Annotated in this window: 14 protein-coding genes and 1 tRNA gene; 4 read left to right on the top strand and 11 right to left on the bottom strand. The window is 70.2% G+C overall.

Annotated features, from left to right (window positions below; all coding sequences use genetic code 11):
- The first annotated feature begins 20 nt into the window (after positions 1-20).
- Positions 21-614: a hypothetical protein gene (locus tag FE256_RS06455; protein ID WP_138173930.1), complete on the top strand. Its 594-nt coding sequence runs from the start codon at positions 21-23 to the stop codon at positions 612-614.
- Between the two features lie 75 nt (positions 615-689).
- Here FE256_RS06455 and FE256_RS06450 read toward each other — a convergent pair whose 3' ends face one another.
- The 6 genes from FE256_RS06450 to FE256_RS06425 all read right to left on the bottom strand — a co-directional run bounded on the left by FE256_RS06450 (position 690) and on the right by FE256_RS06425 (position 7731).
- Complete coding sequence (locus tag FE256_RS06450) at positions 690-1499, bottom strand: potassium channel family protein (RefSeq protein ID WP_138173928.1); 810 nt, start codon at positions 1497-1499, stop codon at positions 690-692.
- 100 nt (positions 1500-1599) lie between these two features.
- A complete protein-coding gene (locus FE256_RS06445; RefSeq protein ID WP_138173926.1) occupies positions 1600-2037 on the bottom strand; it encodes a heat shock protein transcriptional repressor HspR in 438 nt (145 codons plus the stop codon).
- Positions 2038-2104: 67 nt separating this feature from the next.
- Positions 2105-3100 (bottom strand): DnaJ C-terminal domain-containing protein, encoded by a 996-nt coding sequence (locus FE256_RS06440; protein ID WP_138173924.1) that lies wholly within the window; start codon positions 3098-3100, stop codon positions 2105-2107.
- Positions 3101-3108: 8 nt separating this feature from the next.
- Positions 3109-3714, bottom strand: coding sequence for a nucleotide exchange factor GrpE (locus tag FE256_RS06435; protein WP_138173922.1), 606 nt, complete (start codon positions 3712-3714; stop codon positions 3109-3111).
- An 11-nt stretch (positions 3715-3725) separates the two neighbouring features.
- A complete protein-coding gene (gene dnaK, locus FE256_RS06430) occupies positions 3726-5597 on the bottom strand; it encodes a molecular chaperone DnaK (protein WP_138173920.1) in 1872 nt (623 codons plus the stop codon).
- 388 nt (positions 5598-5985) lie between these two features.
- Positions 5986-7731 (bottom strand): DEAD/DEAH box helicase, encoded by a 1746-nt coding sequence (locus tag FE256_RS06425; RefSeq protein ID WP_138173918.1) that lies wholly within the window; start codon positions 7729-7731, stop codon positions 5986-5988.
- A gap of 138 nt (positions 7732-7869) precedes the next feature.
- Between FE256_RS06425 and FE256_RS06420 the strand changes: the two genes are divergently transcribed.
- Positions 7870-9252 (top strand): MFS transporter, encoded by a 1383-nt coding sequence (locus tag FE256_RS06420; protein WP_138173988.1) that lies wholly within the window; start codon positions 7870-7872, stop codon positions 9250-9252.
- Positions 9253-9542: 290 nt separating this feature from the next.
- Here the strand turns inward: FE256_RS06420 and FE256_RS06415 are convergent, their stop codons facing one another.
- Positions 9543-10058, bottom strand: a complete 516-nt coding sequence (locus FE256_RS06415) for a MarR family winged helix-turn-helix transcriptional regulator (protein ID WP_138173916.1) — start codon at positions 10056-10058, stop codon at positions 9543-9545.
- Positions 10059-10164: 106 nt separating this feature from the next.
- Between FE256_RS06415 and FE256_RS06410 the strand changes: the two genes are divergently transcribed.
- The gene (locus FE256_RS06410) at positions 10165-10899 is read left to right on the top strand and encodes a winged helix DNA-binding protein (protein WP_138173914.1); all 735 of its coding nucleotides are present in this window, start codon (positions 10165-10167) and stop codon (positions 10897-10899) included.
- 119 nt (positions 10900-11018) lie between these two features.
- On the opposite strand, the gene dcd is transcribed toward FE256_RS06410, so the two are convergent.
- Positions 11019-11624 (bottom strand): dCTP deaminase, encoded by a 606-nt coding sequence (dcd, locus tag FE256_RS06405; RefSeq protein ID WP_138173912.1) that lies wholly within the window; start codon positions 11622-11624, stop codon positions 11019-11021.
- A gap of 199 nt (positions 11625-11823) precedes the next feature.
- On the opposite strand from dcd, the gene FE256_RS06400 reads away from it, so the two are divergent.
- Positions 11824-11897 (top strand) — tRNA-Gly (locus FE256_RS06400).
- Positions 11898-12099: 202 nt separating this feature from the next.
- Here FE256_RS06400 and FE256_RS06395 read toward each other — a convergent pair.
- From FE256_RS06395 to FE256_RS06385, 3 genes are all read right to left on the bottom strand, one after another.
- Complete coding sequence (locus tag FE256_RS06395) at positions 12100-12366, bottom strand: GlsB/YeaQ/YmgE family stress response membrane protein (protein WP_138173909.1); 267 nt, start codon at positions 12364-12366, stop codon at positions 12100-12102.
- A 194-nt stretch (positions 12367-12560) separates the two neighbouring features.
- Positions 12561-12848 carry a hypothetical protein gene (locus FE256_RS06390; RefSeq protein ID WP_138173907.1) on the bottom strand — a complete coding sequence of 96 codons (288 nt, stop codon included), beginning with the start codon at positions 12846-12848 and terminating at the stop codon, positions 12561-12563.
- Positions 12849-12938: 90 nt separating this feature from the next.
- The gene (locus FE256_RS06385; RefSeq protein ID WP_138173905.1) at positions 12939-13328 is read right to left on the bottom strand and encodes an ester cyclase; all 390 of its coding nucleotides are present in this window, start codon (positions 13326-13328) and stop codon (positions 12939-12941) included.
- Between the last annotated feature and the right edge of the window lie 134 nt (positions 13329-13462).

Genomic DNA, 13462 nt, shown 5'->3' with positions numbered 1-13462 from the left:
CCGCCTCGTAGGCTGGGGCCATGCCTCGACTCCAGGCCGACGCCCCCGCCGCACGTTGGGTGCCCGTCACGGGCTCCCTGGGCTTCGGCGGGCGACGCCACCGCAAGGCCGCCATCCGGATGCTGCTGACCCAGGCGAACCGCGCGGCGGGGGCGACCGAACGCCCCGGCAGCGGGCTTTTCGCCTGGGTGGCGAGCCAGGCCGCCCCGCTCCTCATGCGACGGGCGGCCGGCCGCGTTCTCGTGTGGGTGTGGCGGGACGCGCCCGACATGCTGGTCGTCATGGCGCAGCTGCAAGAGGCCACCCCGCAGCTGCGCGCGGCCCGGGCCATGATGCCGATGGAGTACGACGACACCGAGTCGTTCCGCAATCCACACCTGGGCGTCGGCGAGAAGCTCGCGATGCCCCTGCCGTCCGATCCGCGCACCCCGCCGTTCGCGACCTACACGTGGGACACCGGCGCCCATTTCGTCACCGTCACGGCCGTGTGCGCCGAGAGGGAGCGGTTCGGCACGGTGATCGGCGCGGTCGACGACCTCGCCCGCACCCTGCGCGTCGTGGACGAGCTGCGCGTGGGCGAGTCCGCGACGGTGCTCCGGCTCGACCCGGCCTGAGCAGACGCGTCGATCGGCGCGGACGCTCGATCGGCGCGGCCCGCTGCCGCGGCATGACATCGCGCGCGCCCCCGGTCACCCGCGGTTCTGCGGATCGCTCCCGTCCGAGACCGGAGCGGGCAGGGCGGCCAACACGCGCTCGATGTCGGCGCGGGTGGCGGGAAGCTGGTCCTCGTGCCCGCGGGTCACCCGCTCGAGCACCCACGACGCGAACGTCGCGGTGATGAGGCCCACGAGCACGACGCCGCTGAGCATCAGCAACACCGCCACGACGCGCCCCTGCACGGTGATCGGGGTGAAATCGCCGTAGCCCACGGTCGTGATCGTGCAGAACGCCCACCAGACGGCGTTGCCGAAGCTCGTGATGCTCGCCCCGGGCGCATGCCGCTCGGCGGAGAGGACGGCCAGAGACGCCTGCCAGATGAGGAGCAGGGCGACACCCGCGCCGTAGATGAGCATCTGGGCGCGAAGGGAGCTGCCCACGCTCTTGCTGAAGGATGCCAACCGCGTGAACGCGCCGAGGAGCCGCACCGGGCGCAGGGTCGGGAGGATCACGACGAGGACGTCGAAGAGGTGCGCGCGCACCCACCGCCGCTTCGGGCTGCTCAGCGACAGACGCACGAGGTAGTCGGTGATGAACATGACCCACGTCAGCGCGACGACCGCCGAGCAGGCGATCGACCACACCCCGACGAGGTCGCCGATCACCTGGAAGGTGTAGGCGAAGAGGAAGGCCAGGGCGGCGATGGTGAGCGGCCAGTACGTCGCACGCCCCCACGCGACGCTCGCACGCGTCTCGCCCCTCCTGCCCGCGACCGCGCGACGGAACGGCCCCGCGGTCACCGCCGCGTCCTCACCCGGAGCGCTTGTCGTGGTCGAGCCCATGCATGAACTTTACGGCTCGGGATGCCGCCGGCCGCTCGACCCTCTGCGGGGTGATCCCGGGCGAACAGCGCCTCGCCGAACGCCCGCGGTCATCCCCCGCTCAGTCGTCGTGCGGGGTGTGCGGACGCCAGAGGACCACGTCGGTCGCCCGGCGCACGCGCGCCCCGTGGCGCAGCGTCACGACCGCCCCGGTGGCCCCGGCGGCGAACACGCGCGCCCCCGGACGCGACTGTCGCTCGGCCATGAGCTGGCGCTCGAGGTCGTTCACGCGTCGCGCGAGCTCGTGCACGCGCTCTTCGAGGGCCAGCAACCGCGCGATCGCGGGAAGGCTCATGCCCTCGCTCGAGAGACGCGCCACTTCCCGCAGCTGCTGCACGTGGCGGCTGGAGTAGCGCCGCGACCCGCCCTGCGTGCGGGCGGGAACGACCAGACCGAGCCGGTCGTACTGCCGCAGCGTCTGCGGGTGCATGTTGGACAGCTCCGCCGCAACGGCGATCGCGAAGATCGGAGCGTCTTCGTCGAGTTCCCTGTCGGACACGGCCTCTCCTCTCTCGTCGATCGCCTGCTCCTGGCATCCGATCATCGCGGATGCCAGGAGCCCGGCATTACTGGCGCGCCTTGGACATCAGGTCGGCGCGGGGGTTTTCTTTGGGTTCGAGCGCGTGGAAGCGCTCGAGGGCTTCGCGGGCAGCATCGCCGAGGTGGTCGGGCACGGCCACCTGGACCTCGGCGAGGAGGTCGCCGGTGCCCTTGGACGAGTGGATGCCACGACCCTTGACTCGCAGCACCCGGCCCGACGGGGTGCCCGGGGCGACGCGAAGACGCACCGGGTCACCACCGAGCGTCGGCACTTCGATCGTCGCGCCCAGCGCCGCCTCGGTGAAGGTGACCGGGACGGTGAGCCGCAGGTTGAGGCCGTCGCGCGAGAAGACCGGGTGCGTGCGGACCGCGACCGTCACGACGATGTCGCCGCTCTCGCCGCCGTCCGGCGACGGGCGGCCCCGTCCGCGCAAACGGATCTTCTGGCCGTCCGACACCCCGGCGGGGATCTTCACCTTGAACGGGACGTTGTCCTCGCCCTGGAGCGTGATCGTCTCGCCCTTGGCGGCGGTGACGAAGTCGAGGGTCGTCCGGGCCGTCACGTCGGAACCGCGCTGCGGACCGCCGAAGCCGCGGTAACCGCCGGTCGTCTGACCGAACCGGCCCGACCCGAAACCACCGGGCTGCTGGCCGAACATCGAGAAGAAGTCGTCGAACCCACCGGGCGGGGGACCCGACGCACCGCCGCGTTGCTGACCGAAGCGGCTGAAGACGTCGTCGAAGCCGCCTCCGGCGCCCGATCCCGGGGCGGAGAAGCGCGCCCCCGAGCCCATGGCCCGGATCTGGTCGTACTCCTCGCGCTGCTCGGGGTCGTTCAGCACGGCGTACGCCTCGCTGATCTCTTTGAACTTGGCCTCGGCCTTCGCGTCACCCGGATTCGAGTCGGGGTGGTACTGGCGCGCGAGCTTGCGGTACGTCTTCTTGAGATCGGCTGCACTCACGCCCTTGTCGACGCCGAGGACCTTGTAGAAGTCCTTGTCGAACCAGTCCTGACTCGCCATGCGTCCTCCTACTCGGCCGGCACGGCCACGACGACCTTGGCCGGTCGCAGCTCGATCGAGCCGAGGCGGTAACCGACCTCGACGACCTCGAGGATCGTCGCTTCGGTCACGCCGGGGGTGGGCGCCTGGAAGATGGCCTCGTGCTGCTGCGGGTCGAAGGGCTCGCCAGCGGCGCCGTACGACACCACGCCGAGACGCTCGGCCACGGCGCGCACCTTGTCGCCGATGGCCGCGAAAGCGGTGCCCTCGACGAGGTCGCCGTGCTTGACCGCGCGGTCGAGGTCGTCCATGACGGGCAGCAGGCCCTTCACGGCCTCGCCCTTGGCGCGCTCGATCTCGCGTTCGCGCTGCTCCTCGGTACGCCGACGATAGTTGGCGTACTCCGCCTGCAGGCGCTTGAGATCGACCAGCAGCGAGGCCTCCTTGTCGGAGGACGCCCCCTCTGCGGCTGCCTCGTCGGTCTGCTCGGCACCGAGGATGTCCTCGATGGTCAGGCCCTCGGCATCCGGGGTCTGGTCCGACGGCGCGGGGCCGGAGGTGTTCTCCTCCGGCCCCGTCGTCTCGTCAGGACCGGCGCCCGAGCCCTGGGGCTGTTCGTCGTCCTTGTGTGCCATGGTTCTGTCGCTTACTTCTTGTCGTCGGTCGGCTCGTCGTCGACGACCTCGGCGTCGATCACGTCTTCCTCGGGGTTCGGCGTCTCACCGTTGCCGGGCTGACCGACGTTGGGGTCGGCCTGCTCGCCCTGGGCCTGCGACGAGGCGTAGATGGCCTCGCCGAGCTTGCCCTGGCTGGCGTTGAGCTTGTCGAACGCGGTCTTGACCGCGTCGTCGTCGTCGCCGGCGAGAGCCGTCTTGAGCGCGTCGACGTCGCCCTGGACCTCGGTCTTGACCTCTTCGGGCAGCTTGTCCTCGTTCTCTTTGATCAACTTCTCGATCGAGTACGACAGGGTCTCGGCCTGGTTGCGGGTCTCGGCGGACTCGCGGCGCTTCTTGTCCTCCGCCGCGTTCTCCTCGGCCTCGCGGACCATGCGCTCGATGTCCTCCTTGGGCAGCGACGAGCCGCCCGTGATGGTCATCGACTGCTCCTTGCCGGTGCCCTTGTCCTTCGCGGACACGTGCACGATGCCGTTGGCGTCGATGTCGAAGGTGACCTCGACCTGCGGGATGCCACGGGGAGCCGGGGCGATACCCGTGAGCTCGAAGGTGCCCAGCGGCTTGTTGTCACGGGTGAACTCGCGCTCGCCCTGGAAGACCTGGATCGCGACCGACGGCTGGTTGTCGTCGGCGGTCGTGAAGGTCTCGCTGCGCTTGGTCGGGATGGCGGTGTTGCGCTCGATGAGCTTGGTCATGATGCCGCCCTTGGTCTCGATACCGAGGCTCAGGGGGGTGACGTCGATGAGGAGGACGTCCTTGCGCTCGCCCTTGAGGACACCGGCCTGGAGCGCTGCGCCCACGGCCACGACCTCGTCGGGGTTGACGCCCTTGTTGGCGTCGCGACCGGTCTCCTTCTTCACCAGCTCGGCGACCGCGGGCATGCGGGTCGAGCCGCCGACGAGCACGACGTGCGCGATGTCGTCGACCTTGACGCCGGCTTCGCGGATGACATCCGAGAAGGGCTTGCGGGTGCGGTCGAGGAGGTCCTTGGTGAGGTCCTCGAACTTGGCGCGCGTGAGGGTCTCGGACAGCGACACGGGACCCGAGTCGGTGAGCGAGAGGTAGGGCAGGTTGATGCTCGTCGACGTGGACGACGAGAGCTCCTTCTTGGCCTGCTCCGCGGCCTCCTTCAGACGCTGCAGGGCGATCTTGTCGCCCGAGACGTCGACACCGGTGGTGTCCTTGAACTGCTTGATGAGGTAGTCGACGACGCGCTGGTCCCAGTCGTCGCCGCCGAGGCGGTTGTCACCGGCCGTGGCACGCACCTGGATGGTCGAGAAGTCGTCGTCCTTGCCCACCTCGAGGAGCGAGACGTCGAACGTTCCGCCACCGAGGTCGAAGACGAGGATGAGCTCGTCCTCTTTGCCCTTGTCGAGGCCGTACGCGAGGGCCGCAGCGGTGGGCTCGTTGATGATGCGCAGGACGTTGAGGCCCGCGATCTCTCCGGCCTCCTTCGTGGCCTGACGCTCGGCGTCGTTGAAGTACGCGGGCACCGTGATGACGGCATCCGTCACCGAGTCGCCCAGGTACTCCTCGGCGTCGCGCTTGAGCTTCTGGAGGATGCGCGCCGAGATCTCTTGCGGCGTCCACTTCTTGCCGTCGACGTCGAAGCTCCACGTGGTGCCCATGTGGCGCTTCACGCTGGAGATAGTGCGGTCGACGTTGGTGACGGCCTGGCGCTTGGCGGTCTCGCCGACGAGCACCTCGCCGTCCTTGGTGAAGGCGACGACCGAAGGGGTCGTCCGGAAGCCTTCGGCGTTGGCGATGACCTTCGGCTCGCCACCCTCGAGCACGCTCACGACGGAGTTGGTCGTACCGAGGTCGATTCCCACTGCACGGGGCATATGTGTCTCCTTGATCATGAGCCGGACGGATGCCACGACTCGGTGTTGATGAAGTCTGCTCGCGGGTTGAGCCGCGATGACTCAAGGTTATCGCGGGACCTCCGGCGCGTCAAGCAGACTTGATATGAATCGGCTCAACTTCCGCGCCGCGCCTCGGGCTCTTGCCCGTGGCCCCGGGGCCACGCACGACGCCCCGGGGCCACACAGAACGCCCCGACCGCGCCCGCCCCACGCCGACCTGCGCCGAAGCTGCACCGCGAGTGCCCGCCGTGGCCCCGGGGCCACGCACGACGCCCCGGGGCCACGCAGAACGCCCCGACCGCGTGGCCACGCATCGACGCCCCCGCAACCACACAGGTCGCGAGGGCGTCAGAGGGATGCCGCGGGGTCAGTCGCGATCGAACGAGCGGCGCTGCGGCCGGTCGCTGCGCTTGGCGGAGCGGCCGCCCTGGTCGAGGCGCAGGTCGATGAGCTGGCCCGAGATGCGCGTGTCGCCGAGGCGGGCGATCGTGTCGCGCGAGAGGTCGGCCGGGAGCTCGACGAGCGAGAAGTCCTGGCGGATCTGGATCGCGCCGAAGTCGTTGCGGCGCAGGCCGCCCTCGTTCGCGAGCGCGCCCACGATCTGACGCGGCTCGACGCGCTGCCGGCGCCCCACCGCGATGCGGTACGTCGCGAAGCGCCCGTCGCGCTCGCGGCGCGGGCCGCCCTCGCGGTCCCCACCCCCGCGGGGCGCACGGTCGCGGTCGCGGTCGAAGCGCGGCTGCGAGATGGTCTCCTCTTCCATGAAGAGAGGAGTGTCGCCCTGCGCCACCACGGCGAGCGCCGCCGCCACGTCGGCCTCGGGAACGTCGTGGTGCGCGACATAGTGCGCCACGACGTCGCGGAACGTTGCGATCGCGGCGGTGTCTTCGAGGGCGGTGGTGATCGCGTCGTCGAAGCGCGTCAGGCGCGTGGCGTTGACGTCGTCGACGCTCGGCAGCGTCATCTCGGTGAGCGGCTGGCGCGTGGCCTTCTCGATCGCGGTGAGCATGCGGCGCTCGCGCGGGGTGACGAAGCTGATCGCGTCGCCGGTGCGGCCGGCACGGCCCGTGCGACCGATGCGGTGCACGTACGACTCGGTGTCGATCGGCAGGTCGTAGTTGACGACGTGGCTGATGCGCTCGACGTCGAGACCGCGCGCGGCGACGTCGGTGGCGACGAGGATGTCGAGCTTGCCCGACTTCAGCTGGTTCACGGTGCGCTCGCGCTGCACCTGGGCGACGTCGCCGTTGATCGCGGCCGCGGTGTATCCGCGGGCGCGCAGCTTCTCGGCGACCGTCTCGGTCTCGTTCTTCGTGCGGGTGAAGACGATCATGCCCTCGAAGTTCTCGACCTCGAGGATGCGCGTGAGGGCGTCGATCTTCTGCTGGTACGACACCACGAGGTAGCGCTGCGTGATGCTCGCCGAGGTCGTGGTCTTGGTCTTGACCGTGATCTCTTCGGGGTTGTTGAGGTACTGCGCCGAGATGCGGCGGATCTGCGCGGGCATGGTGGCCGAGAACAGCGCCACCTGCTTGTCGGACGGGGTGTCGGCGAGGATCGTCTCGACGTCCTCCGCGAAGCCCATCTTGAGCATCTCGTCGGCCTCGTCGAGCACGAGGTACTTCAGCTCGCTGAGGTCGAGCGTGCCCTTGTCGAGGTGGTCCATGATGCGGCCGGGGGTACCGACCACGATGTCGACGCCGCGGCGCAGGGCCGAGAGCTGCTGGCCGTAGCCCTGGCCACCGTAGACGGGGAGCACGGAGACGCCCTTGATGTGCGCGGCGTATTTCTCGAACGCCTCGCACACCTGCAGCGCGAGCTCGCGCGTGGGGGCGAGCACGAGGGCCTGGGGGTTCTTGTGGCCGGTCTCCATCTGCGAGAGCACCGGCAGGGCGAAAGCCGCGGTCTTGCCGGTACCGGTCTGGGCGAGGCCGACGACGTCGCGGCCCTGCAGGAGGACGGGGATGGTGGCGGCCTGGATGGCCGACGGGGTCTCGTAGCCGACGTCTTTGAGGGCCTTGAGCACAGCGGCATCCAGTCCCAGATCGGCGAACGTGAGCTGCTCGGGGGCGGTGTCCGCCTCGACGGAGGGGGCGGGGTTTTCGGATGCCATGACTCCACGGTAGTGCGCCACCCCGGGAAACCGCCGCTTGAGGGCACGGAAGGGTCTACCCTGAGCGGACGTGCCGACGTCGGCACGTCCGCGGCCGACGTATCCGCGCGTTCACCGAAGGGTCCTAGCGTGAGCGACATGTCCTCGCCCGACACCGCCTCCGCGGCATCCGCCCCTTCCACCGACGTTCGACGGCCCGTCCTCGCCTGGGCGCTGTGGGACTGGGGCTCGGCGGCGTTCAACGCGGTCGTGACGACGTTCGTGTTCAGCACGTACCTCTCGAGCACGCTGTTCGTCGACCCGGCCATCGTGGCTGCGGCCGGCGACAACGCGAACGACCCCGCGCTGGTGAGGGCTCTCGCCTCGAACGCCAGCCTCATCGGCACCGCGCTGATGATCGCCGGAGTCCTCGTGGCGCTGCTGGCCCCGGTGATCGGCCAGCGCAGCGACGGCACAGGGCGCCGCAAGCTGTGGTTGGGCGTGAACACCGGCGTGATCGTGCTCGCGATGGCCGCGATGGTGTTCGTCGAGGGCACGCCGGCCTACCTGATACTCGGGGCGACGCTCCTGGCAGTCGGCAACGTCTTCTTCGAGTTCGCGAGCGTCAACTACTACGCGATGCTGTCGCAGGTCTCCACGCGCGAGAACATCGGCCGCGTCTCGGGCTTCGGCTGGGGCATGGGATACGTCGGCGGCATCGTGCTCCTCCTCCTCCTGCTCGTGCTGTTCATCCAGGGGTTCGGGAACCCGGATGCCGCGGGCCTTCTCGCCGTGTCGAAGGACGGCGGTCTGAACGTGCGGCTGGCCGTGCTGGCATCCGCGGTCTGGTTCGCGGTGTTCGCGATCCCCGTGCTCGTGCGGGTGCCCGAGATCCCGGCGCAGCGCCGCCAGGTGCGGGTCGGGTTCTTCCAGTCGTACGTCGTGCTGTGGGGGACGCTGCGCTCGCTCTGGCGCGACAGCCGCCCGGTGCTGATGTTCCTCATCGCCAGCGCGGTGTTCCGCGACGGGCTCACCGGGGTGTTCACGTTCGGCGCGATCATCGCCGCGCAGGTGTTCGGATTCTCCTCGACCGAGGTGCTGTACTTCGCCGTCGCCGCCAACGTCGTCGCCGGCATCAGCACGATGTCCGCCGGACGCCTCGACGACCGCTTCGGCCCGAAGCGCGTGATCGTGGTGTCGCTGATCGGACTGATCGTGCTCGGCTCCGCGGTGCTGTTCATCGGCACGTCGCAGCCCGCGTTCTGGGTCGCGGGGCTCGGCCTCGGGCTGTTCGTCGGCCCCGTGCAGTCGGCGAGCCGCACCTATCTCTCCCGCGCGACGCCCGAGGGCCGCGAGGGCGAGATCTTCGGCCTCTACGCCACGACCGGCCGCGCGGTGTCGTTCCTCGCCCCGGGCTCGTTCGCGCTGTTCGTCGGGATCACGGGCGACACGCGCCTCGGCATCCTGGGGATCGTGCTGATCCTCGCCGTGGGCCTGACGCTGATGATCCGCGTGCCCAACCGCGGGGCCGTGATTCGCTGAGGCGGGGGGCCGGGGTGCGGGCGGCCCGCGCCGCCGTGCGAAACTCCTGAGTTTCTGCCATCGACCACGCGTGGACCGGCGGAATCCCGCCGGTGCCGGCCGCGGTGCCGACGATTTCTCAGGAGTTTCGCACGCGAACCGATCCCGAACCGGATGCCGCGGGCTCAGTCCCGCGGCCGACAGCCCGGGGCCAAAACAGGCCATGCACCCAGAACAGGCCGAAACCCCGCGAACCCCCCTGTTCTCGCGGCATCCCCTGTTCTCAGCGCACCGAACCGGATGCCGCGGGCTCAGTCCCGCGGCCAGGCGTCGGCGAATTTCGCCAGGAGACGGGCGAAGTCGGCGCGCTCGGCGTCGGTGAAGGACTCGAGCGCGGAGCGCACGGCATCCCGTCGCCGCCCGCGGACGCTCGAGACGAGGCGCTCGCCCTCGGCGGTGAGGCGGACGCGGGTGCGGCGGGCGTCGTCGGGGTCGGGCTCGCGCTCAACGAGGCGCATCTGCACGCCCTGCTGAACCAGGCGTGAGGCGCGAGGCTGATCCACGCCGACGGCCTCGGCGATCTCGCTCACGGACAGCGGGCCGGATGCCGCGACGAGCGCGTCCAGCATGCGCAGGCGTGCGACTCCGGCGAACCGACCCTGGCCGGGGTCGGCCCAGGGCGGTCCGCCGTGGAACGGATGCCGTCCGTGCCCGTGGTGCTCGTGCTCGTGGCCGCGCGGACCGCCGGGACCGAACGGCGGACGCGGGCGACGCCCCCGCAACTGGGCGAGCGCGGCGGCGATGTCGTCGGCGGGATCGGTGGTCACATCCGGATTTTACATGTCGCTTGACAAGCATTCGGAATACATGTCACAGTACATCCGTTGTCACATGACATGTATCGGCGGATCTCCCGCCACGAAAGGACCTCCCATGAACACCTCCACACCTCTGGATCCCCGCAGCCTCGCCCACCGCCTCACGACGGTCGGCTCCGCGCTGCACCACCGCCTGTTCGCGCAGCTGCGCGACGGCGACCTCCACCCGAAGACCGCGCTGATCCTGGGCGTGATCGACGGGCGCGTCGACTCCCCGTGGATCCGCGATCGGATCGCCCGCGGAGGCAAACGCGTCACCGCCCTCGCCGAGCGCGGGTGGATCGAGCGCACCGACGACGGCTGGGCGCTCACCGCGACCGGCCGCGGCATCCTCGATCGAATGGATGCCGATCGCGCGGCGCTCCTGTCCGACGTCCCGGCCGAAGAGCTGGAGCGACTCGTCGCCTCGCTCGATGCGGTCGCCGAGGCGATGGGCATCGACGACGCCCAGGAGCGTCGGTTCGGCCCACGCGGACGCGGCGGCTTCGGCCCCGGCTTCGGTCCCGGCATGCGCGGCGGCTTCGGCCCCGGCTTCGGCCCGGCATTCGGCCCCGGCATGCGCGGCGGCTTCGGCCCCGGCTTCGGGTCGGGCAAGCGCAGAGGCTTCGGGCCCGACGCCTTCAGCGAGCACGACGCGGAACACCGCGGACACGGCGAGCACGGCCACGGGCACGGCGAGCACGGCCACCACGGCCACGGCGAGCGCGGTCACCGTGCGGCGCAGCGCGCCTACGAACGCGGCTTCGACGCCGGGTTCAGTCGCGGCCGCGAGTCCTCGACATCCGAGTGATCACCGATAAACGCTCAACCGAGTGAGACGCGCCGCGAGATGGCGTGTCTCGCTCGGGGCAGCGTTTATCGGCGGGGCCGCGCGACGGGCGCGGCAGCGCGGGGCCGCGCAGGCGCGGGTCAGCGGCCGGGGGCGCCGGCGTCGCTCGTGCCGACGTCGGTGCGGTGGAAGTTGAGCGCCGAGCGCGACGCGGTCGGACCGCGCTGGCCCTGGTAGCGGTTGCCGTAGGGGCCGGAGCCGTACGGGTTCTCGGCGGGCGAAGTCAGGCGGAAGTAGCAGACCTGACCGATCTTCATGCCCGGCCACAGCTTGATCGGGAGCGTCGCGACGTTCGAGAGCTCGAGCGTGACGTGGCCCGAGAATCCCGGGTCGATGAACCCGGCGGTCGAGTGGGTGAGGAGGCCCAGCCGGCCGAGCGAGGACTTCCCCTCGAGCCGCGCGGCGACATCGTCGGGGAGGGTGACGCGCTCGAACGTCGAGCCGAGCGCGAATTCGCCCGGGTGAAGGATGAACGGCTCATTCGGCTCGACCTCGATCAGGCGCGTGAGCTCGGGCTGGTCCTCGGCCGGATCGATGAAGGGGTACTTGTGGTTGTCGAACAGCCGGAAGTAGCGATCGAGCCGCACATCGACGCTCGACGGCTGCACCATGGCCGGGTCGAAGGGGTCGAGACCCAGGCGTCCGGCGGCGAGTTCGGCTCGGATGTCGCGATCGGAGAGCAGCACGCGCCCAGCCTAGGGCGTGGGACTGCACCCGCACGGGCCACGTCGTCCAGATCACGCGATCCGGACGAACGCACCCGCGACATCGAGGCATAGGGGGTGATGTCGGCCAGATCACGTGATCTGGCGGAAGAGGGGCTCCCCGCCGACCCGGATGCCGCGGGAGACGCTGTTATGCTGGCGGAAGTGCCGTCAGGCGCTCGGGGCTGTAGTTCAATGGCAGAACATCTGCTTCCCAAGCAGATAGCGCGGGTTCGATTCCCGTCAGCCCCTCCACGGCCCTCACGGGCGGCCACCGGCCGCGCGGGAGGGCTTTCGCGTTGCCGCTCGCGTCTGCCCTCGCGCCGTGCCGCACGCCCCCGACCACCACGGGCCGCTTGCACACAGCCACCGGCCCCCAGACACACCACACGGCCGCACGCCCCCGGACACACGACAGGGCCGGATGCCATGGCATCCGGCCCTGTGAGAGTTCGCGTCAGTTCTTGGCGCGACGTCCGACGATGAGGCCGTAGATCAGCAGCACGATGATCGAACCGCCGATGGCGAGGAGCCACGTCTGGATCGAGAAGAAGTCCTGGAGCGGTGCGTTGAACAGCAGCCCGCCGAGGAATCCGCCGAGGAGGGCGCCGACGACGCCGAGCAGCAGCGTGATGAGCCAGCCGCCGCCCTGCTTTCCGGGGAGGATCAGCTTGGCGATGGCTCCCGCGAGGAGTCCGAGGAGCAGGAATCCGAAGAAGCCCATGATGTTCCTTTCGAAGTGAATCAACGCCCGGAAACCCGGACGCTCTTTCCAGCATGGGGCGTGACGTGCACGAAACAGGGGGCCTTGCAATCCGGCGGAAATTCAGGCTGTGTTCTCAGCAACGCTGCGATCCGGGCCGCGACGCGCGACGCGACTGTGCGCCCATACGCCCGTCGGGACGATGACGAGGGCCATCAGGACCGGCGCGCGACCGACCCCGGCGAAGCGTCGCGGACCTGGCGCAGCTCGATGACCGCGGGCTCGGCGACCGAGTCGGCGTGGGCGTGGGAGACGGCGGTCATCGCGGCGACGAGGTTCGGGAAACGCCCTAGGGGACGGGAGCGGCGGCTGTAGGCGAAGTAGGTTCCGTCGGCTTCCCGGTCGACGTAGCCGAGGAAGACGCCGTGCGCGGTCGCGACATGGAAACCCTCTTCGACGCGCGCCCAGACGACCCCCGAACCGGGGCGACCGTCAGCGACCATGCGCGTACGTCCTTCCACTCCCGCGGCGGGAGTCGTGTGAGAGCGTCCGCGTGGAATCGCCTGGCCGACCGTCGAAGAGAATCCCCGGCCTCACGACAGGGCCGTCCGGATGGCTCCGGCGTCGTCAGTCCCGGATGCCTCGACGATGCGCCCGCGCGCGAGTCGGTACATGGCGAACGAGGCGATACTGACCCGCCGTCGCGTCGGAGCGAGACCGTCGAAGACTCCCGTGTGCGCGCCGCTTCCGCGCAGATGGACGGCCGCCCGGTCGTCTTCGACGAGCAGTTGGATGCGCCGCCACTGCCAGTCGGGGAATCCGCGCAACAGATCCGCGTACTCAGACACCCAGGCATCCGCACCGGCGGGAAGGTGCGCGCGCCGCACATCCGGCGAGAGGAGGTCCCGCAACGCGACGAGATCGTGGCGGTTGAGCACATCGAGGAACTCCTGGAACCAGTCGCGCGTCTCCCAGGGTTCCACGTGTTCATTATCGGGTGCGCGGCGGGGCGCGGCCGCCACGGCGTCGCCCGGCCCCCGATTCCCCCGGACGGACCTCCACCGAACCGGCGACAGGGTGCACCCGCACCCTGCGCGGCCGCGGTCCGCCCCCGTCC

The organism is Microbacterium sp. 5K110, from assembly GCF_005774735.1.
Lineage (GTDB): Bacteria > Actinomycetota > Actinomycetes > Actinomycetales > Microbacteriaceae > Microbacterium.
Note: the sequence above shows the minus strand (reverse complement) of the source record. Positions and strands in the feature narration are given on the sequence as shown.